This window comes from Rhodococcus sp. p52 (assembly GCF_000763325.2).
GTDB lineage: Bacteria > Actinomycetota > Actinomycetes > Mycobacteriales > Mycobacteriaceae > Rhodococcus > Rhodococcus pyridinivorans.
The window spans coordinates 2,418,176-2,438,931 of record NZ_CP016819.1; the positions used below are offsets into that span (position 1 = coordinate 2,418,176).

Here is a 20,756-nt window from a genome sequence, read left to right on the forward strand (position 1 = left end):
ACAAACAGCCCTGTCGTCGACGCGCGTGAGCTTCACGACCGGGCGATGTCGTGCACCGAGGCGAGGAACCTGTCGACGTCGGCGGGGGGGACGAAGTAGTGCGGCGACGCCCGCACCACCGACTGCAGGTCGCGCGAGGTCATGTCCAGCAGCGTCGAACTGCGGCTGCTGACCGTGACCGTCACGGACCGCTCGGCCAGGGCGTCGCGGACCTCCCGCGGGTCGCGGCCGTCCACGGTGAACGAGACGATGCCGCTGCGCTGCTCGCCGAGGTCGGTGACGGTGACGCCGTCGATGCCCGCGAGCCCCTCGCGCACGTGCCCGGCCCGGTAGGCCACCGCCTCGGCCACGGCGTCGACACCCAGATCGAGGAGATAGTCCACGGCCGCGCCGAGCCCGAGCCGGGCCGCCACTCCGGCCTCCCACATCTCGAAGCGGGTGGCGTCCGGAGCGAGTTCGTAGCTGTCGGCCGAGGTCCACGAGGCGCTGTGCAGGTCGAGAACGGCCGGTTCGAGTTCGCTCACCAGGCGCGGCCGCACGTAGAGGAAACCGGTGCCGCGCGGCCCGCGGAGCCACTTGCGCCCGGTGCCCGACAGTGCGTCGACGTCGAGTTCGGGCACGCTCACCGGCAGCTGCCCCACCGACTGGCACGCGTCGAGCAGCACGAGCGCCCCGACCGCGTGCGCGGCGTCGGCGATCTCCCGTACCGGGTTGACGAGCCCGCCGTTGGTGGGGGCGTGCACGACGGACACCAGCCGCACCCGTTCGTCGAGCATCCCCTCGAGCGCCTCGACGTCGACGCGGCCGGACGGATCGGACGGAACGACCTCGACGGTGGCGCCGGTCGCCCGCGCGCGCTGCAGCGCGGCGATCGCGTTTGCGGCGTATTCGGCCTGCGAGATCAGGATGCGGTCGCCGGGTCGCAGCGGCACCGCGTAGAAGAAGGACGTCCACGCCCGCGAGGCGCCGTCGGACAGCGCGAGGGAGGTCTCCGGCACGTCGAACAGGCGGCCGAGCGAGGTCTTCACGGCCGTCAGGTCGTCGAGCCGTTCGTCGGCCGCCACGTACCCGCCGATCTCCGCCTCGCGGCGCAGGTGCGCGAGCATCGTCTCGAGCACCGGTGCCGGGGGCAGCGACGAGCCGGCGCTGTCGAGGAAGACCCGGTCGAAGCATCCCGGTGTGTCGCGTCGGGCCGCCTGGAGGTCCAGCACGGGCCGCTCACCTCCTCCGTCGTCCGTATCGTCGGGGTCGAGCCTGCCCGGTGGAGTGCGTTCGCGCACGCACCGGTGCGTTATCCGCGCGTCGTGTCCCCCGGCGGGTTAGTCTCGACCGCAGACCTGGCGCACCGGCCGAGGGGGTGGACGAATGGCAATGGCAGTCGATGCCGCAGCCTCCCGTGCCCGCAAGGAACTCGGCTCCCGAGCAGCAGCGGAGGACCACGTCCGCAGCAGGGCATTCCGGCTGGGAATCCCCAGGCTGATCGGGGTCGAGCTCGAATGGCTCACCGCGCGGGCCGACGGCACCGAATCGCGTCCCGAACTCACGAGGCTCGTCGAGGCCCTCGGACCCCACGCGCCGCGCACGGTAGCGCCGTCGTCGTCGGCCCGTCCCCTGCCGTCGGGCAGCGCGGTCAGCGTCGAGCCGGGTGGTCAGATCGAGCTGTCGAGCGTGCCGTGCACTTCGGCACGGCAGGTGTGCGATCGGCTCACGGCCGACCTCCGCATGCTCCGGGCGTTGCTGGCCCGCCGGTCGGTGACCATGCTCGACCGCGCCGCCGACGAGGTGCGGCCTCCCCACCGTCTGCTGCGCACCCCGCGCTACGGAGCGATGGAACTCCGCTACGACCGGATCGGCCCGATGGGCCGGGTGATGATGAACAGCACTGCGTCCATACAGGTTTCCGTCGACGCGGGACGCGACGAGACAGAGGTGGTGCAGCGCTGGGAGTTGCTCCACGCCATCGGCCCGGCGATGATCGCGGCCTTCGCGTGCTCGCCCCGGCTGCGAGGTGCTCCGGAGGGCGACTGGGCGTCGCAGCGGATGCGCACGTGGCTCGAACTCGATCCCGCCCTCGGTCACGTCGACCATCCCGCCGACTACCCCGCATGGGTGCTCGACGCACCGCTGACCTGCGTGCGTTCGGAAATGCCCGAATGGTACGCACCGCCCGGCGCCACCTTCGCGGCGTGGCTCGCGGGCGAGCTCGACGCCGACATCCACCGTCGACCCACCATCGACGACCTCGACTACCACATGACGACGCTGTTCCCGCCTGTTCGTCCGTGCGGGCATCTCGAGGTGCGTTATCTCGACGCCCAGCCGGCCGAGTCGTGGCAGGTGCCCGTCGCGGCTCTCGAGGCGTTGCTGTCGGCGCCCGAGGTCTCCGCGGAGGCGTGCGCGATCGCCGCGCCGGTGCGCGACCAGTGGTCCGAGGCGGCCCGCGTCGGTCTCGCCTCGCTCGAATTGCGTGCTGCCGCGGCGGGGTTGCTCTCGCTCGCGGCGGAGTCCTCCCGCGACATGCGGTTCACCGCGGCGCTCGACGCGGCCGCGGCACGGTGCCTGCGCGGTCTGGCGCCGGGTGAGGAGGTGCGGTGACACCTGCTCGTGTTGCGCTCAGGCGGCACCTCGAGCGGGCGCGTGCCCGCACCGAGGTACTCGCCTCCGTGCCGGAACAGGATCTCACCGCACAACATTCGCCGTTGATGAGCCCGCTGGTGTGGGATCTCGCGCACATCGCCAACCAGGAGGAGCGCTGGCTCGTGCGGGTCGCGGGCAGGCGCCCTGCGGTTCGCGACGACATCGACGATCTCTACGACGCGTTCCGGCATCCCCGCGCGACCCGCACGGGGCTGCCGCTGCTCGACCCCGACGCCGCCCGCCGTTACGCGCGTGCCGTCCGCGAGCTCACCTGGGATGTGCTCGAAGACAGTGCATTCGACGACGATCTGACCCGCGAGGGTTTCGTCTTCGCGATGGTCGCGCAGCACGAACAGCAGCACGGCGAGACGATGCTCGCGACGCACCAGTTACGGCAGGGTCCGCCCTTGCTCGACGCGCCGGAAGCGCCGCGCACCGGAACCGTCCGCGACACCGAACGTGTCCGGATCCCCGCCGGCGCATTCGAGATGGGCACGTCCACCGATCCGTGGGCCCTCGACAACGAGCGCCCGGCACACGTCGTCGAGGTGCCGGAGTTCGAACTCGACGCGGTGCCCGTCACCAACCGCCGTTACCTCGGGTTCGTCGAGGACGGCGGGTACGAGCGGCCCGAACTGTGGAGCGAGGCAGGTTGGCAGCACCGCCTCGACGCCCGTCTCGAGGCCCCGCAGTTCTGGAGTCGCGACGAAACCGGATGGAGCCGAACGGCCTTCGGCCGCACGATGCCGCTGCCCCCGGACGAGCCGGTCGTGCACGTGTGCTTCCACGAGGCGGAGGCGTTCGCCCGCTGGGCCGGTGGACGTCTTCCGACCGAGGCCGAATGGGAGAAGGCGGCACGCTGGGATCCGGCCACCGGGCTCAGCCGCCGATTCCCGTGGGGCGACGAGGATCCCGGTCCCGACCACGCGAATCTCGGTCAGCGTCATCTCGGTCCCGCCGTCGTCGGCGCGTATCCGCAGGGAGCGTCACCGCTCGGGGTGCACCAGCTGATCGGCGACGTCTGGGAGTGGACGTCCACACCGTTCACCGGTTATCCGGGCTTCCGCGCGTTCCCGTACCGCGAGTACTCGGAGGTCTTCTTCGGCGACGGACACCGGGTTCTGCGCGGAGGCTCGTTCGGAACCGACGAGGTCGCGTGCCGCGGAACCTTCCGCAACTGGGATCTGCCGATCCGCCGTCAGATCTTCTCCGGGCTCCGCGTCGCGTACGGGACGGGCGATGTGTAGACATCTGGCGTACATCGGGCCGGAGACGAACGTCGCGGCACTGCTCTCCACCGGAACCAACTCGCTGCTCCGCCAGTCGTGGGCGCCCACCGACATGCGTGGGGGAGGCACGATCAACGTCGACGGATTCGGTGTCGGATGGTGGAGTGCCGAGGGCACCTTCGGGCGCTACCGGTCGGCGTTGCCGATCTGGTCCGATCCCTTCGTCGGTGAAGGCCTGACGTCGATACGGTCGCGCACCGTCGTCGCCGCGACCCGCTCGGCCACCGAGGGGATGCCCGTCGAACGGTCGGCGGCCGCGCCCTTCTCCGACGACCGGTGGGCGTTCAGTCTCAACGGTGTCGTCCGGGGCTGGCCGGGATCGCTCGTCACCCTCGCCGGCGCGCTTCCCGTCGCCGAACTGCTGCAGCTCGAATCACCGACCGATGCTGCCACGCTGTGGCTCCTGCTCCAGTCGCGTCTGCGCTCGGCCGATCCCGAGCCGGCGCTGATCTCACTCGTTCACGACGTGCTGGAACTCGCACCGGAATCACGGTTGAACATGTTGCTGTGCAACGAATCCGGGATCTGGGCCACCGCCTGGTACCACTCGCTGTGGACGTTCGTCGACGAGCAGGTCGCGATCGTGGCGTCCGAACCGTTCGACGACGACAGCCGCTGGAAACCCGTACCCGACCGGCATCTCGTCGCCGCGATGCCGGGCAAACTCATCGTCTCACCACTGGAGGTCGGTTCACCGTGATCGTCGACGTGCATCTGCGCCCCGAGGACCTCGACGCCAAACTGCGCGAGGACGCACGGCGCGGACTCACGTCCGATCCCAAGTACCTGTCGCCGACCTGGCTGTACGACGCGCGGGGCAGCGAACTGTTCGACGAGATCACGCGACTGCCCGAGTACTATCCGACACGCACCGAATTCGCACTGCTGCGACAGCACGCCGCCGACTTCGCCGATGCCGCCCGCCCCGAGATGCTCGTCGAACTCGGCTCCGGGTCGTCCGAGAAGACGCACGTGCTGCTCGACGCCCTCGAACCGTATCTCCACACCTACGTGCCGCAGGACGTCTCCGAACCGGCGTTGCGGTCGGCCGTCACCCGGCTGGCGGCGGAGTATCCCAACCTGACGGTGCACGGGGTTGTCGGCGACTTCACCGATTCGCTCACGCATCTGCCGGCCGGCGGGAAACGCGCGATCGCGTTCCTCGGCGGCACGATCGGCAATCTCGTCCCGAGCGAACGCGCACAGTTCCTCGCCGGGACGGCCGCGATCCTCCATCCCGGCGAGTGGCTGCTCCTCGGCGCCGGTCTCGTCATCGACCGCGACACCCTGATCGCCGCCTACGACGACGCGGCCGGCGTGACGGCGGAGTTCGACCGGAACGTCCTGCGGGTGCTCAACGACCGGCTCGGCGCCGACTTCGATCCCGCCCGGTTCGTGCACCGTGCCGTCTGGGACCCGGAGAACGAGTGGATCGAGATGCGCCTCGAGGCGACCGAGGCGATGGACGTGACGATCCCGGGTCTCGACCTGCAGATCTCCTTCGTCGAGGGTGAGCAGATCCGGACCGAGATCTCCGCGAAGTTCCGCCTCGTCGGAATCTCGCAGGAACTCGCCGACGCGGGATTCGTGGTCCGGCACGAATGGGTGGATCCGGACGGACGGTTCGTCCTGCTCGCCGCATCCCGGGAGTAGTCCTCGAAAGGCGGCCGACGAGCCGATTCGACTTCCGCCGCGCCCACACGGGACGCTGGAGGACATGGCGTCCTCCCGTCCCGTCCTGACGACCCCGGTCCTGTTGCTCATGGCCGTGGCGACGGGTCTGTGCGTGGGTGGCAACTACTTCAACCAACCGCTGCTCGACTCGATCGCCGAAGCACTGGACACCTCCCGATCGGCCGCCGCCTCCACCGTGACGGTCGCGCAGGTCGCCTATGCTCTCGGCCTGCTGTTCCTCGTGCCGCTCGGCGACATGTTCCCGCAGCGGCGGCTGGCGGTGATGCTCATGCTGGCCGCGGCGGCGGGGCAGGGGCTGAGCGGATTCGCGCCGAACATCGGGGTGCTCGTGGTGGGCACCGCTGTCGCCGGTCTGTTCTCGGTGGCCGCGCAGGTGCTGGTGCCGTTCGCCGCGACCCTCGCGACGCCGGAATCGCGGGGTCGCGCGGTCGGCACCGTGATGAGCGGGCTGCTCGTCGGGATCCTCGTGGCCCGGAGCGTCGCGGGCATCCTCGCCGAACTCGGCGACAGTTGGACGACGGTCTACCGGGTGAGCGCGGTCGCGATGGTGATCGTGGCGCTCGCGTTGTGGCGGGTGCTGCCGGCGACGCCACCGGTGGTCCGTCAGGGTTACGGAAGCACGCTGCGATCACTCCGGACGTTGATCGCCACGCATCCTCGCCTGCGCACCCGGACCCTGCTCGGCGGGCTGGGTTTCGCGTCGGTGGGCGCGTTGTTCTCGACGATGGCGTTCCTGCTGTCCGACCCGCCCTTCGGCCTCGACGACCTGCAGATCGGGCTCGTCGGGCTGGCCGGGGTGGCCGGTGCGTTCGCCGCGACCGCGGCGGGCCGGCTCGTCGACCGCGGTTACGGACCGCCGACGACGGCGGTGGGAGTGTTCACGCTGATCGCGTCGTGGGCGGCGCTCGCGGCGGGTGCGAGCTCGCTGGTGTGGTTCGTCGTCGGGATGCTCGTCGTCGACCTCGCGCTCAACCTCGTGCACATCACCAACCAGAACATCGTGTACGCCCTCGACCCCGACGCCCGCTCGCGCGTCAATTCCGTCTACATGACGGGCTACTTCATCGGTGCGGCGTCCGGTTCGGCGCTCGGCACGATGGCGTGGAGCGCCGGCGGGTGGACCGCGGTGTGTGTGCTCGGTGTCGGACTGGCGGCGCTCGCGGGTGTCGTGTGGGCGCTCGATCTTCGGCTCACCGCCCGGATGCGTGCGCGTTCGGCTACAGCGACCGGCGGACCGGCAGCAGCCTGAGATCGCGCGCCCGGCCGATGGCTTCCACCCGCGTGTGCACGCCGAGCTTGCGGTAGATGCTGCGCAACTGGGTCTTGATCGTGTTGTGCGAGACGAACAACTTCTTCGCGATGTCGGCGTGCGTCGATCCCAGCGCCAGCAACTCCAGCACGTCTGTCTCCCGCCGGGACAGTTCGACATGGGTGACCGGTTCGGTGAAGACGGACCCGATCGCCTCGTCCGGGACGGTGAGACCGCCGGGCTCCGCGAGACGCCCGGCGACACCCTCGGACAGAGTGGTGAAGGCGCGGCGGTTGCCGAGGGCCTCGGCGAGCGTGCAGGCCCGCTGCCAGCTGCGGACCGCGGCGTCCTTCTTGTCGAGATCGAGGTGGGCGCTCGCCTCGATGAGCAACGCCTCGACATGTGCGCGCGGGAAGCCGCACTCCGTCCACGGAACACGCTTGAGCTTCTTGAGCGCGATCTCCGGATGACCGGTGAACAGTTCGACACGCGCGTTCGTCACCACGAGCATCGGATGGGTCTGCGGCGACTCCTCGGCGAGGGCGCGCGCGAGGTTGCCGTTGCCGAGCGCCAGCTGCAGGTCGATCTCGGCGGCCCCGAGCAGGATGCGCGAGAACGCGCCGCGGTCGAACAGATCGTGGTGTGAAGCGATGAGCCGGTGCAGTTCGGTGAGTCCGTCGTAGGCGTTGCCCGCCGCCAGGTTGTAGTAGGCCCGGCCGTAGGCGACGAATCCCCAGAGTTCCTCCGAAACCCGCGGGACACCGAGCTCGTCGAGATATCCGACGGCACGGTCGAGCTCGAGCGAGTCGAGGTGGACGAGCGCGGACGCCACGCGACCACCCACCTTGACCATCTCGCCCCAGCGACCCTCGGTGGGCTCGGCGTTGCTCTCGATGCGCAGCCATTCCCGGGCGCGCGGATTGTCGCCCGTCACCGCCCAGTTCAGCGCCGAGCTGCCCGCGGCGTTCTGGATGACGAAGGCGATGTTCACGGCGTACGCACCGCGGTAGGCGCGGCGGAAGACGGTGGTGGACTCGGTCAGATATCCGGCGAGCTGGAGCGTGATCGCCCACTGCACGCGCAGCAGCGGCAGTTGCGGACCGAGATCGTCGGGCCGGTGTTCGAGGATCGAATCGACGAGCGGACGCAACAGCAGCGTCAACCGCGCGGCCTCACCGAATTCGCCCGAGACCCGCAGGGTCAGGGTCTGCACCGTCGCGACGTAGAGGGCCTGCGCGGCGCCGGGTGTCTTCCCGAGCTCGGTGAGTTCGTCGGGATCCGCGGGCAGGGAGGCGTGCAGGATCGAATGTTCGTCGAGCATCTGTGTGAACAGCGCGCGACCTGCCTGGACCGACGGATGGTCGCCGAGCTCCTGGTCGGGGATCTGCCGAAGCACCTTGACGAGAACGTCGAAAGAACTGTCGACCATGCGCGCCCAGGATTCCTCGACGATCGCCACGGCGGTCTCCCAGTCGCCGGCCTCGACGGCATAGATCGACGCCTCGGCGGGCCTGCCGGCGTCGCGATGGGCCCGGGCGAGTTCGACGAGCAGGGCGTCGACACGTCCGGGTTGCTCTCGGCGGGAGATGTCGAGCACGCACGAGCGGACGGCGTCGGGCCACCGCCACGTCCGGGGATCGTCGAAGGGCGAATCCATCAGGAGGCCGGCCGCGGCGAGCGTCGCGAGTGCGGCCTCGGGGTCCGCCGCGCCCGTCAGTTCGGCCGCCCGCTCGGCGGTGACGCTGTGGGCAGCGGCGACCGAGAACGCGAACTCGCGGTGCGCGTCGTCGAGTTCGTCGAGCAGGCTCTCCACATACGTCCGCACGAGGCGGGCCAAGGCCGGGGTCGGCAGTCCACGGGAGTCGATCAGGCGCTGGGGCCGGCTCCGGGCGACGGCCGCGGCCGCCGAGACCAGGGTGGGCACACCACCGAGCACGCGACACACGACCTCGCACTCGCTGTCGGAGCGCTCCGGTCCGGCGTCGCGCAACAGCGTCGTCGTCTCCTCGATGGTGAACGCGAGATCGGCCGCCGGGACGTACGTGGAGTCGATCCCGCGGAGGACGACCTCGGTCATGTCGGTGCTGTTTCCCGGCAGGCAGACGATCGCATCGAGCAGGGGGCACCGGTCGAGCAGCCGAAGGGTTGCTTCGAGCACCTCGGCCGAGTTCTGCGGCGACACACAGGCGAGCACGAGCAGGCAGGGCGACCCCAGATCGCGGAAGGTACGGACCACGCGCTCGAACGGGGAATCGTCGGGACCGTCGCCGGCGACCTCGACGGCCGGGTGATCGGCGAGGACCGCGAGCACATGCTCGGGCAGGTCGCCGTCGCCGGACGCCGTGAGTTCGGGAACCCAGACGATCGTGTGGTCGGGTGCGCCGCCCCGATGGAGCCATCCCGCGACGAGCGTCCGCTTGCCGAAACCCGAGGGAGCGTCGATCACCGTCAGCGTGGAGCACCGGTCGAGACACGCGAACAATCGGGGTCGCGCCAGAGCCGAGGACAAGGAACGCCACGCGGGTGCACCGACGCGAGGGGAGTCGGAAACACTCACGCGCACTCCTTCGGAAGGCTTCAGCCCGGATCTGCACAGGCGGGAAGGCCCGAGCAGTGCCCCCGACAGGCTCTTGGTCGATCACAGACTACCTGGTCCGTTGTCGTGAGGTGCGGTAACGACAACCGTCGTGACGTGCGGTAACGACGGCAGCCCCGGCACCGGACCGTCGAGCGGACTCGACGGAGCGGGACGGGGCTGCGGTGGTGTGAGCCGGCGACTAGCTGCCGGATGCGCTCAGACGTGCCTTCTCGAGTGCGGCGAGGGTGCGCAGGATCGTCGCCTTCTGCTTCTCCAGATCGCTGCGGCGGGCGCGGGCGGCGAGGCCGTTCTGCTCGGCGACGAGCGCGAGCTGCGCGTCGATCGCGGAGAGCTGATCGAGCAGCGCGAGGGCCCGGGTCTGGATCTCCTCGACGTCCACGGCGCCCGTCCGGACCGGAGCCGCGGACTTCGCCGGCTTGGCCGAAGCGGACGAGCTGCGGGTCGCGGAGGCCGGACGCGTCGACGTCTGCGCGGAGGAACCGGTGTGGCCCTCCGTGATCGCGGCGGCGCGGGGACGCAAGGCCTTGCGCACGAGCGTCGGGTCGGGCTGCTCGGCGAGACGGATGTCGTTGAGGGCGCGGCGGGCCTCGCGGGCGGCGAGGCGGTGCTCGTATTCCTCCTCGTCGTCGGACTGCAGGGTGCCGCCGATGGGGCGCAGGCCGTACATGCCCATGAACTTGCGGGCCTCGTCGATGACGGCTTCGTGCTTACGGCATGTGGCACAGCGAGGTTCGTTGCGGAAGACCTCGACAGAGTCGGTGTCGCCGCACCAGACGCACGCACCCGGCGACCATCGTCGGACCGTTCGGATTGTCGCGTTTTCCGTAGGGGCTTCGAGAGTTTGCGCGTCGGTCACGAGGTGCCACTTTAGGTGAAAGCCGAGTTACGCAGGGGAGGGGGGTCTCGCACGACCTGCGACGATTTCACGCGGCGTGACGAAGATCATCCCCGTCCCGGCGCGTCCTTCAAACCATTGCGCCACACAGCATTTCCATACCACCCGGTCTGCCGGATCACGTTGTGGTAGCAGCGGTGAGCCAGCGCACCAGCGGCCGGAACTCACGCCACGCCGAACGCACCTCCTCGAGGGTGCGCGGACTGTCGATCCACGGCGGGGAGATCTCGGTGCGACCGGCCCACAGCGACCGGTGACGCATGAGTTCGATGCGGGGATGATCGGCGCCCACGCCGCGCGGCCGGGACTTCAACCGGTCGCCGCCGATCTCGTATCCCGCGCGTTCGAGCTTGCGCACGATCCTCCCGAGCTCGGGGCCGCGACGGTCGTGATCGACCCCGGTCCGGTAACCGGCGATCTGATCGGACGAGCCGTGGAACAGGCCGGCGGCGACCCGCAATCCGGCGGCGTTGATCTCGACGTAGTAGCCGACGCTCTGCGCGACGGAGGCGAATCCGCCCTGGTGGGTCTTGTACGGCAGCTTGTCCTTGCTGAACCGCACGTCGCGGTACGGGCGGAAGGCCTTGCCCTCCCCGAACTCCTCCTCGAGTTCCGCAAGTAGGGCAAGCATCGGGCCGCGCACGCAGTCGTCGTAGACGGCCTTGTGCGCGGCCCAGAATGCTTTGCTGTTGTCGGCCTCGAGATCGTCGTAGAAGTCGAGGGCCGCGACGGGAAATCCGGTGAACACCCGGACAAGTCTGCCCCGTCGTCGAGCGGAAGGTCAGGCGCCCCCGTTGAACAGCGAGGTGACCGAGCCGTTCTCGAAGACCTCGCGGATCGTCTGCGCGAGCAGCGGAGCGATCGACAGCACGGTGAGGCAGTCGAACTGCTTCTCCGGCGGGATCGGCAGCGTGTTGGTGACGATGACCTCCTTGGCGCCGCACGAAGCGAGGCGCTCGGCGGCCGGGTCGGAGAGCACACCGTGGGTGGCGGCGATGATGACGTCGCCCGCGCCGGCCTCCTTGAGGATCTTCACGGCGCCGGCGATGGTGCCACCGGTGTCGATCATGTCGTCGATCAGGATGCAGGTGCGGCCGTCGACCTCACCGACCACGCGGTTCGACTTGACCTGGTTGGGCACCAGCGGGTCGCGGGTCTTGTGGATGAACGCCAGCGGCGCGCCACCGAGGGTGTCGGCCCACTTCTCGGCCACCCGCACGCGACCGGAGTCGGGGGAGACCACGGCGATGTTCTCGACGCCGTACTTGCCGCGGATGTACTCGGCGAGCTGGCCCTGTGCGTGCATGTGGTCGACCGGACCGTCGAAGAAGCCCTGGATCTGATCGGTGTGCAGGTCGACCGTGATGATGCGGTCGGCGCCGGCGGTCTTGAGCAGATCGGCGATCAGGCGGCCGGAGATGGGCTCGCGGCCGCGGTGCTTCTTGTCCTGACGGGCGTAGGGGTAGAACGGCAGGATCGCGGTGATGCGCTTGGCCGAACCACGCTTGAGCGCGTCGATCATGATGAGCTGCTCCATGACCCACTGGTTCAGCGGGAACGGATGGCTCTGCAGCACGAAGGCATCCGAACCGCGCACCGACTCCTCGAAACGCACGAACGTCTCACCGTTCGCGAAGTCCCGTGCCGTCTGCGGGGTGAGGGGGACGCCCAGTTCCTTCGCGACCTGCTCTGCCAGCTCGGGATGGGCCCGGCCGGAGAAGAGCATCAAGTTCTTCTGGTTGTCGATCCAATTGGTCACTGGTTCTGGCCGTCCTTCTGGCGATCGTGGTCGTGCGGCTGCTGTGCTCTCGATGCTGCCTCGGCAGCGGGGGTACCGGCGCGATTTCGCTGGACCCACCCGTCAATATTGCGCTGTGGCGTACCCGACACCGCCAGCGCCCCCGGAGGAACGTCGCGACGGAGTACTGTTCCGGCGCCCGTGTAGGCGCCGTCGCCCACCGTGAGGGGAGCGACGAACATAGTGTCCGACCCGGTCCGGACATGCGATCCGACGACCGTGCGGTACTTCTTCACCCCGTCGTAGTTGACGAACACGCTCGATGCCCCGATGTTGGAGTGCTCGCCGATCTCCGCGTCGCCGACATAAGTGAGGTGGGGGACCTTCGAATGCGCTCCGATCTGCGCGTTCTTCGTCTCGACGAAGGCACCGAGCTTGCCGCACGCGCCGAGTTCGGTGCCGGGGCGCAGGTAGGTGAACGGGCCGACGGTGGCCTCCGCGCCGATCACGGCGTCGGAGCCGTGGGTGCGCACCACGGTGGCGCCGGCGCCGACCTGCACGTCGGTCAGCGTCGTGTCGGGGCCGACCTCCGCGTCGTCGGCGATCACCGTGCGGCCGCGCAACTGCACACCCGGGTGGATGGTGACGTCGGCGCCGAGCACGACGTCGACGTCGATCCACGTCGAAGCCGGGTCGATCACCGTGACACCCTCGCGCATCCAGTGCTCGAGCAGGCGCCGGTTGAGTTCGGTGGTCAGTGCGGCGAGCTGGACGCGGTCGTTGACGCCGGAGACCTGCACCGCGTCGTCGGTGTGGAGTCCGCGGACGGTGTGGCCCTCGTTGCGGGCGATCTTCACGACGTCGGTCAGGTACAGCTCGCCCTGCGAGTTGTCGGCGCTCAGCTTGCCGAGCGCGGATCGCAGCGCGGCCGCGTCGAAGGCGTACACGCCCGTGTTGATCTCCTGGATCGCGCGCTGCGTCGGCGAGGCGTCCTTCTCCTCGACGATCCCGGCGACGTCGCCGTCGGTGGTGCGCACGATGCGTCCGTAGCCGGTCGGCTCGGACACCGTCGTGGTGAGGACGGTGACGGCGGCAGGTTCGGTGTCGAGGTGCGCGTCGAGCAGTTCCTGCAGGGTGTCGGAGCGGAGCAGCGGGACGTCGCCGGCGGTGACGACGACCGTGCCGTCGAAGTCGTCGGGGAGGGCACCGAGGCCGCACTCCACGGCGTGGCCGGTGCCGAGCTGTTCCTCCTGGACGGTCACCCGGATCTCGCGGTCGAGATCCGCGGCGACGGCGCTCACCTCGGCGGAGACCTCCTCGCGGCGGTGCCCGACGACGGTGACGAGATGGTCGGGTCCGAGTGCGGCGGCGGCGTACAGGGAGTGAGCGAGCATCGTGCGTCCACCGAGGGTGTGCAACACCTTCGGTGTCTTCGACCGCATCCTTGTTCCTGCTCCGGCTGCCAGCACGACGATCGCGGTCTGCACCTGCATGTAGCTCCCTCGACACGTTTCTGTACGCCGGTCCGTGCGTACACCGGGGAAGCACTGAGGCTCCCCGGGACGGTTCCCGCTCCGCCGCCAGGACTCGAACCTGAACTATCTGAACCAAAATCAGAGGTGCTGCCGATTACACCACGGCGGATTGCCACACCCCCGCGGCGGAACCGGCGGGCGTGCGCCCCTGATCCTCGCACGAGACGGCGTCGACGTCGAACCTGGGGTGGCGCGATCGGGAATGGATAGGCTGTCGAACGTTCGAGTACGTCCCGCCGCCGAAGGAGGACCTGTGTCGCAGGCGTCGCAGAAGCGAACCGAGCGCACTCCGCGGATCCGGATGACGGGCACGCAGCGTCGGGAACAGCTCATCGAAATCGGTCGCGCCCTGTTCGCCGAGCGCGGCTACGAGGGCACCTCCATCGAGGAGATAGCCCAGCGGGCGCAGGTCTCCAAGCCGGTCGTCTACGAGCACTTCGGCGGTAAGGAAGGTCTCTACGCGGTGGTCGTGGACCGCGAGATGACCGTGCTGATGTCGATGGTCACCGAGAGCCTCACCCGCAACCGGTCGAGGATCCGCGTCGAGCGGGCCGCGCTCGCTCTGCTCACCTACATAGAGGAGCGCACCGACGGCTTCCGCATCCTCGTGCGCGACTCGCCGATGTCCGCCGAGGAAGGCACCTATTCGAGTCTGCTCAACGAGGCGATGCGTCAGGTGGGGAAGCTGTTGACCGGCGACTTCTCCCGGCGGGGGCTCAACCCGGAGTTCGCTCCGCTCTACGCCCAGGCTCTCGTCGGCATGGTCGCCACCACCGCGACGTGGTGGCTCGACCGCCGCACTCCGTCGAAGGAGGACGTCGCGGCCCACCTCGTGAACCTGTGCTGGAACGGCCTCATCGGTCTGGAAGCGGACCCGAAGCTCGGGGAACCCCCGGTTTCCGAATAGTCCTCTCGTTTCCGGGACCGTCTGCTCTCTACTTTCAGGTAAGCGGCGTTATCGTTGGGATACCCGTGAGAAGGCAGGCTGTGGTGGGACGACAAGTACGCGCAGAGGTGACACGCGAATCGGTGCTGCAGGGCGCAGCGACGATCTTCGTGCGCGACGGGTACGCGGACGCGAACCTGGGCGACATCATCGAGGAGGCCGGCGTCACCAAGGGTGCGCTGTACTTCCACTTCGGTTCGAAGGAAGAACTGGCGCGCGGGGTGATCGACTCCGGCTATCTCCGCTTCGAGGCCGCCGCCGAGTCCAAGATGGACCGCCGTTCCCCGGCGCTCGAGACACTGATCGACCTGTCGGTCCTGCACGTCGACATGTCCGAGACCGATTCCGTGGTGCGGGCGATGTTCCGGCTGCTGGTCGAGATCGGCGACTACCAGGGCACCGAGCACCGGCCCTACGAGATCTGGCAGAACAACCTGCAGGAGCTCGCGGCCCGGGCCGCCGACGAGGGCGACCTCGTCGAGGACGTCGACGTCCACGCGGTCTCCCTGCTGCTGCTCGAACAGGCGATGGGCGCCCGGATCATGGCGAACGCTCTCAAGGCGACCGAACGGCTCGCAGAGCAGACCGGTGCGATGTGGCAGATGATCCTGCCCGCGCTGGTGCCGGCGAACAAGCTCGAATACTTCCGGCAGTTCGTGGAGCGCCGTCTGCGGCTGCAGTCGTGACCTTCGGGCCGTTCTCCGCCGAGGAGGCCCCCGCGGCGCTGGCGGGGCTGCTCGACCGGTTCGGGTCCGACACCGCCGTGACGATCGGTGTCGTGCCGTCGTTGCTCACCATCGCCCAGGCCGCCGACGTCCTCGGCTGCTCCCGCCGGCACGTCGCGCGCCTGGTCGACACGGGCGCACTCTCCGCCGACTTCCACGGCCTGCACCGGCGGGTGTTGCGCTCCGACGTCCTCGACCTCGCGAAGCAGCAGGCGGAGGTGGTCACGACCGTCCTCGACGGACTCGCCGATCTCACGCGGCGCGAAGGACTGTACGACCCGTTCTGACAGCATGCCGCGGCCCGCCGCGGCAGCACGGTACGGTCCGTTCCGACGGTTCGACGAAGGGTGACGATGCCGGTTCGAGTGGTGCTCGATGCGACGGTCCTCGCCCGCCCCGCCTGCGCGATGTGGCGCTCGCCCTTACCGAAGACGGCCTCTACCAACCCTTCTGGAGCGACGGAATCATCGCGGAAGTGGACCGCCGACTGCCGCAGGAACTGCTGCGTCCCGCCCGCGACTTCCTCTTCGCCGAACTCGACCGCGCCTTCCCCGACGCCCGGGTGGTCTGGCCCACCACCGTGCTCCGCGAGGTGCCGCACGTGACGGGACCGAGGGAGGCACACGTGACCTCGGTGGCGCTGCTGTGCCACGCCGACGCCGTCGTCACCGCCGACCCCGAGCTCACCGGGGCACTGGAACGATCGGGTATCGAAGCGTGGACACCCGACGCTTTCGTCACCTTCGCGCTCGACGCCGATCCCGTCCGCACCCGCGCGGCACTGCTGAGAATGGTGCGCCGTCGCTGGCTCGCCGACGATGACACCCGGCGCGAGGCGGACGACGACGAACTGTTCGCACGGCTGGCCGAGTGGGCCGCGCGCGACCTCGGTGCAAACAGCGCCGACCTCCTCGCGCCCCCGGCGCGGTAGCGCGTTTCACGCCCCCGGCGCGGTAGCGCGTTTCACGCCCCGGCGCGGTAGCGCGTTTCACGCCCCCGGCGCGGTGACGCGCGGGGAACAGCGGAATAGACTCGACAAGGTTCTCGTCCCACACTCAGGAGCGCCTTCCTTGTCTGCTGTGCCCCCGGCCGCTGTCCCACTGTCCGGATTGGCGCGGATCGCGCTGGCCGACGACAGACTGCGCAGGATCGGCGAGCTCGCCGGTTCCGCCGAACAGGAGATCGTCGCCCCACCCGCCGCGCGGCCGTTCGTCGCGGCGGCGCTGGCCGAGAAGACACCTCTGCTCGTGGTCACCGCCACCGGACGCGAGGCCGACGATCTCACCGCCGAACTCACCGAGATGTTCGGCGAGGGCGTCACGCAGTTCCCCTCGTGGGAGACCTTGCCGCACGAGCGCCTGTCGCCGAGCGCCGACACGGTCGGCCGTCGCCTGCACGTCCTGCGTCGCCTCGCGCGTCCCGACGATCGCGATCTCGGGCCCGCACTGCGGGTCGTCGTCGCCACCGTGCGGTCGCTGGTGCAGCCGATGGCTCCCGGACTCGGCGAGATCGACCCCGTCACGCTGCGGGTCGGCACCGAACACGACTTCGAGGAACTCGTCGAGCGGCTCGTCGAACTGGCGTACACCCGCGTCGACATGGTCGGCAAGCGCGGTGAGTTCGCGGTGCGCGGCGGCATCCTCGACGTCTTCCCGCCCACCGCCGACCATCCGGTCCGCGTCGAGTTCTGGGGCGACGAGGTCACCGAACTTCGCTGCTTCTCCGTCGCCGACCAGCGTTCGATCTCCGAGGTCGACGTGCCGGTGCTCGTCGCGCCGCCGTGCCGCGAACTGCTGCTCACCGACGAGGTCAAGGCCCGCGCCGCGCAGCTCGCCGAGGACAACCCGGCCGATGCGGCGCTCGTCGAGATGCTCGACAAGATGGCCGGCGGCATCCCCGTCGAGGGCATGGAAGCGTTGCTGCCGGTGCTGCAGCCCGGCGAGTTGCAGTTGCTCACCGACGTTCTGCCCGCCGGGGCGCACGTGCTGATCTGCGACCCGGAGAAGGTCCGCACCCGTGCGAGCGATCTCGCCCGCACCGGGCAGGAGTTCCTCGAGGCGTCGTGGACGGCCGCCTCGATCGGTGGTGCGGCGCCGCTCGACACCTCGAACCTCAACGGGGTGGACGGCCGGAAGCTCGATCTCGGCGCGTCGGCCTACCGGTCGCTGCGTCAGGTGCGCGAGGCCGCGCAGGCCGCGGGCAGACCGTGGTGGACGCTCAGCCCGCTCGCCTCCGGTGCCGACACCGAACTCGTCCTCGACGTGCAGCCGGCCCCCGAGGTCCGCGGCTCCGAGGACCTGCTGTCGATGCTGTTCGTGAACCTGCGCGCCCACGTCACCGCGGGGGGCCGCGCGGTGATCGTCGTCGCCGGTGCGGGCACCGGACAGCGCATCCTCGAGCGGCTGAAGGAGAACGAGGTCCCCGCCGCGAAGCTCGAACCGGGCACCGAACCGGTGCGCGGGCAGGTCGGCGTCATGCGCGGTTGCCTGCACGAGGGCGTCGTCCTCCCCGGCAACGACGACAACGTGGTGCCGGGGCTGGTGGTCGTCACCGAGGCCGACCTCACCGGTAACCGCGTGGTCACCGAGGGCCGCAAGACTCCAGTCAAGCGTCGCAACCAGGTCGACCCGCTCGCCCTGAACGCCGGTGACTTCGTCGTCCACGACCAGCACGGCATCGGCAAGTTCGTCGAGATGGTCGAGCGCACGGTCGGTGGTGCCCGCCGCGAGTATCTCGTCATCGAGTACGCGCCCGGCAAGCGGGGCCAGCCCGGCGACAAGCTGTTCGTGCCGATGGAGCAGCTCGACCAGCTCTCTCGGTACGTCGGCGGTGAGCTGCCGTCCGTCAGCAAGCTCGGCGGATCCGACTGGGCCAACACCAAGCGCAAGGCGCGCAAGGCGGTTCGCGAGATCGCGGGCGAGCTCGTGCGGCTGTACGCGGCGCGGCAGGCCTCGCCCGGCCATGCCTTCGCGCCCGACTCGCCGTGGCAGAAGGAGATGGAGGACGCCTTCCCCTTCACGGAGACACAGGACCAGCTCACGGTGATCTCCGAGGTCAAGGCCGACATGGAGAAGGCGGTGCCGATGGACCGCGTCGTGATCGGCGACGTCGGCTACGGCAAGACCGAGATCGCGGTGCGTGCGGCCTTCAAGGCCGTGCAGGACGGCAAGCAGGTCGCGGTGCTCGTCCCCACGACCCTGCTCGCGCAGCAGCACCTGCAGACCTTCACCGAGCGGATGGCGGCTTTCCCCGTGACGGTGAAGGGGCTGAGCCGGTTCACCGACGCATCCGATTCGCGCGCGATCACCGAGGGCATGGCCGACGGCACCGTCGACATCGTCGTCGGCACCCACCGCCTGCTCCAGACCGGGATCCGCTGGAAGGACCTCGGTCTCGTGATCGTCGACGAGGAGCAGCGTTTCGGCGTCGAGCACAAGGAACACATCAAGGCGCTGCGCACGCACGTCGACGTGCTCACGATGTCGGCCACACCGATTCCGCGAACCCTCGAGATGAGCATGGCCGGGATCCGCGAGATGTCGACCATCCTCACCCCGCCCGAGGAGCGGCACCCGATCCTCACCTATGTGGGTGCCTACAACGACAAGCAGGTCGCCGCGGCGATCCGCCGAGAGCTGCTGCGCGACGGCCAGGTCTTCTACGTCCACAACCGGGTGAGCTCGATCGACAAGGCCGCCAAGCGACTCCGCGATCTCGTCCCCGAGGCGCGGGTCGCGGTCGCGCACGGGCAGATGAACGAGGAGACGCTCGAGAAGACGGTGCAGGGCTTCTGGCAGCGCGAGTTCGACGTGCTGGTGTGCACGACGATCGTCGAGACCGGCCTCGACATCTCGAACGCCAACACGCTCATCGTCGAACGTGCGGATTCGCTCGGTCTGTCGCAGCTGCACCAGTTGCGCGGCCGCGTCGGGCGTTCGCGTGAGCGCGGCTACGCGTACTTCCTGTACCCGGCGGAGAAGCCGCTGACGGAGACCGCCTACGACCGACTCGCCACGATCTCGCAGAACTCCGATCTCGGCGCGGGTATGGCCGTGGCCATGAAGGACCTCGAGATCCGCGGCGCCGGTAACGTTCTCGGTGCCGAACAGTCCGGCCACGTCGCCGGCGTGGGCTTCGACCTGTACGTGCGGCTCGTCGGCGAGGCCGTCGAGGCATACCGGGCCGCGGCCGACGGCCGCACGGTCACCACCGACGAAACGCCCAAGGAGGTGCGGATCGACCTTCCCGTCGACGCGCACATCCCGGCCGACTACGTCGCATCCGACCGGCTGCGCCTCGAGGCGTACCGCAAGCTCGCCGCCGCGAACGACGACGCCGCGATCGCCACGGTCGTCGACGAACTCGTCGACCGTTACGGTCCGCTGCCCGATGAGGTGCAGCGGCTCGTGTCCGTCGGCCGGGTGCGGTTGCTGTGCCGCGAGTACGGCCTCGAGGAGGTCGCGGTCACCGGCACCCAGATCCGGATCTCGCCGATGGAGCTGCCCGACTCGAAGCAGATGCGGCTCAAGCGGTTGTACCCGGGAGCGCAGTACCGCGCGACGAGCGGTCTCGTGCAGCTGCCGATCCCGCGGACCGGCGGGGTCGGATCGGATCGGGTGCGCGACGTGGCGCTGCTGCAGTACATCGCCGACTTCCTGCTCGCCCTCGACGGCAAGCCGCAAGGCTCGGTGGACCTGAACAGCGCGGCGACGGTGAATGCATGACCGACTACACCGCTCTCGCCGAGGCGGCGGCCGTGATGGACAGACTGTGGTCGTTCGGGGGATGGGAGGTCACCCAGACCCACGAGAGTCTGCGCCGCTATCTGATCGAGGAGACCTACGAGGTTCTCGACGCCGTCGAGTCGGGTGATCCGGACGAACTCCGCGAAGAACTCGGCGACCTGCTGCTGCAGGTGCTGTTCCACTCCCGGATCGCCGAGGCGAACGGGCAGTTCACGGTCGACGACGTGGCGGCGACGCTCGTCGCCAAGCTGGCCGCGCGCAGCCCGCACCTGACCAACGGGCACACCGGTCCGCTCGACGTCACGGAGCAGGAAGCGGCGTGGGAGATCGCGAAGAAGACGGAGAAGGCACGCACGTCGTGCCTCGACGGGATCGCGATGGCGCAGCCCGCACTCTCCCTGGCCGACAAGGTGATCGAACGCGCGATGCGAGCGGGTTTCCCGGAGGACCTGGTGCCCGAGACGTTGCGGGTCGTCCGGATCACAGGCACGGGCGACACGGAGTCGACGCTCCGATCGGCGATTCTCGCGTTCGCCGGATCGATCCGGGCGGCGGAGAAGGCCGCGCACACCGACGGAGTTCCGCACGGCGGGCTCGACGAGGATGCGTGGCGTCGCTACTGGGCACCCGCCGGCGAGCACCGCGGGGGACCCGCAGACGAGCACCGCGGGGGACCCGCAGACGAGCACCGCGCCTGAATGTG

At 69.5% G+C, this 20,756-nt stretch carries 17 protein-coding genes and 1 tRNA gene; 11 read left to right on the top strand and 7 right to left on the bottom strand.

Features of this window, described 5'->3' with window-relative positions; genetic code table 11:
• Positions 1 to 32: 32 nt before the first annotated feature.
• The gene (locus IM25_RS11335) at positions 33 to 1,211 is read right to left on the bottom strand and encodes an aminotransferase class V-fold PLP-dependent enzyme (protein ID WP_065996517.1); all 1,179 of its coding nucleotides are present in this window, start codon (positions 1,209 to 1,211) and stop codon (positions 33 to 35) included.
• 154 nt (positions 1,212 to 1,365) lie between these two features.
• On the opposite strand from IM25_RS11335, the gene egtA reads away from it, so the two are divergent.
• The 5 genes from egtA (at position 1,366) to IM25_RS11360 (ending at position 6,870) form a co-directional block, all read left to right on the top strand.
• The gene (gene egtA / locus IM25_RS11340) at positions 1,366 to 2,595 is read left to right on the top strand and encodes an ergothioneine biosynthesis glutamate--cysteine ligase EgtA (RefSeq protein ID WP_065996043.1); all 1,230 of its coding nucleotides are present in this window, start codon (positions 1,366 to 1,368) and stop codon (positions 2,593 to 2,595) included.
• Positions 2,592 to 3,884: an ergothioneine biosynthesis protein EgtB gene (egtB, locus tag IM25_RS11345; protein ID WP_065996044.1), complete on the top strand. Its 1,293-nt coding sequence runs from the start codon at positions 2,592 to 2,594 to the stop codon at positions 3,882 to 3,884. The genes egtA and egtB overlap by 4 nt, the downstream gene beginning before the upstream one ends.
• Entirely contained in the window at positions 3,877 to 4,626 is a 750-nt protein-coding gene (egtC, locus tag IM25_RS11350) for an ergothioneine biosynthesis protein EgtC (RefSeq protein WP_033098255.1), read from the top strand. Before egtB ends, egtC begins: the two co-directional genes overlap by 8 nt.
• Positions 4,623 to 5,579, top strand: a complete 957-nt coding sequence (gene egtD, locus IM25_RS11355) for an L-histidine N(alpha)-methyltransferase (RefSeq protein ID WP_033098256.1) — start codon at positions 4,623 to 4,625, stop codon at positions 5,577 to 5,579. Before egtC ends, egtD begins: the two co-directional genes overlap by 4 nt.
• A 64-nt stretch (positions 5,580 to 5,643) precedes the next feature.
• The gene (locus IM25_RS11360; RefSeq protein ID WP_033098257.1) at positions 5,644 to 6,870 is read left to right on the top strand and encodes an MFS transporter; all 1,227 of its coding nucleotides are present in this window, start codon (positions 5,644 to 5,646) and stop codon (positions 6,868 to 6,870) included.
• Here IM25_RS11360 and IM25_RS11365 read toward each other — a convergent pair.
• The 6 genes from IM25_RS11365 to IM25_RS11390 form a co-directional block, all read right to left on the bottom strand.
• The gene (locus IM25_RS11365; RefSeq protein WP_033098276.1) at positions 6,839 to 9,427 is read right to left on the bottom strand and encodes a helix-turn-helix transcriptional regulator; all 2,589 of its coding nucleotides are present in this window, start codon (positions 9,425 to 9,427) and stop codon (positions 6,839 to 6,841) included. The two genes, IM25_RS11360 and IM25_RS11365, sit on opposite strands and share 32 nt — an antisense overlap.
• Before the next feature lie 220 nt (positions 9,428 to 9,647).
• A complete protein-coding gene (locus IM25_RS11370) occupies positions 9,648 to 10,325 on the bottom strand; it encodes a hypothetical protein (protein ID WP_033098258.1) in 678 nt (225 codons plus the stop codon).
• Positions 10,326 to 10,482: 157 nt separating this feature from the next.
• Positions 10,483 to 11,112 carry a DUF2461 domain-containing protein gene (locus tag IM25_RS11375; RefSeq protein WP_033098259.1) on the bottom strand — a complete coding sequence of 210 codons (630 nt, stop codon included), beginning with the start codon at positions 11,110 to 11,112 and terminating at the stop codon, positions 10,483 to 10,485.
• Positions 11,113 to 11,145: 33 nt separating this feature from the next.
• Entirely contained in the window at positions 11,146 to 12,123 is a 978-nt protein-coding gene (locus IM25_RS11380; protein ID WP_065996045.1) for a ribose-phosphate diphosphokinase, read from the bottom strand.
• Positions 12,120 to 13,595 carry a bifunctional UDP-N-acetylglucosamine diphosphorylase/glucosamine-1-phosphate N-acetyltransferase GlmU gene (gene glmU, locus IM25_RS11385; protein ID WP_033098261.1) on the bottom strand — a complete coding sequence of 492 codons (1,476 nt, stop codon included), beginning with the start codon at positions 13,593 to 13,595 and terminating at the stop codon, positions 12,120 to 12,122. The genes IM25_RS11380 and glmU overlap by 4 nt, the downstream gene beginning before the upstream one ends.
• A 79-nt stretch (positions 13,596 to 13,674) precedes the next feature.
• Positions 13,675 to 13,746 (bottom strand) — tRNA-Gln (locus IM25_RS11390).
• A 192-nt stretch (positions 13,747 to 13,938) separates the two neighbouring features.
• Here IM25_RS11390 and IM25_RS11395 point away from each other — a divergent pair.
• The 6 genes from IM25_RS11395 (at position 13,939) to IM25_RS11420 (ending at position 20,751) form a co-directional block, all read left to right on the top strand.
• Positions 13,939 to 14,544: a TetR/AcrR family transcriptional regulator gene (locus IM25_RS11395; RefSeq protein WP_024103232.1), complete on the top strand. Its 606-nt coding sequence runs from the start codon at positions 13,939 to 13,941 to the stop codon at positions 14,542 to 14,544.
• 83 nt (positions 14,545 to 14,627) lie between these two features.
• Entirely contained in the window at positions 14,628 to 15,269 is a 642-nt protein-coding gene (locus IM25_RS11400) for a ScbR family autoregulator-binding transcription factor (RefSeq protein WP_033098277.1), read from the top strand.
• Positions 15,266 to 15,595, top strand: a complete 330-nt coding sequence (locus IM25_RS11405) for a helix-turn-helix domain-containing protein (RefSeq protein WP_006553851.1) — start codon at positions 15,266 to 15,268, stop codon at positions 15,593 to 15,595. Before IM25_RS11400 ends, IM25_RS11405 begins: the two co-directional genes overlap by 4 nt.
• 122 nt (positions 15,596 to 15,717) lie before the next feature.
• Positions 15,718 to 16,239 (top strand): PIN domain-containing protein, encoded by a 522-nt coding sequence (locus IM25_RS11410; protein ID WP_232333443.1) that lies wholly within the window; start codon positions 15,718 to 15,720, stop codon positions 16,237 to 16,239.
• A gap of 139 nt (positions 16,240 to 16,378) precedes the next feature.
• Positions 16,379 to 20,032: a transcription-repair coupling factor gene (mfd, locus tag IM25_RS11415; RefSeq protein ID WP_065996046.1), complete on the top strand. Its 3,654-nt coding sequence runs from the start codon at positions 16,379 to 16,381 to the stop codon at positions 20,030 to 20,032.
• The gene (locus IM25_RS11420) at positions 20,029 to 20,751 is read left to right on the top strand and encodes a MazG family protein (protein WP_033098263.1); all 723 of its coding nucleotides are present in this window, start codon (positions 20,029 to 20,031) and stop codon (positions 20,749 to 20,751) included. Before mfd ends, IM25_RS11420 begins: the two co-directional genes overlap by 4 nt.
• Positions 20,752 to 20,756: the final 5 nt, after the last annotated feature.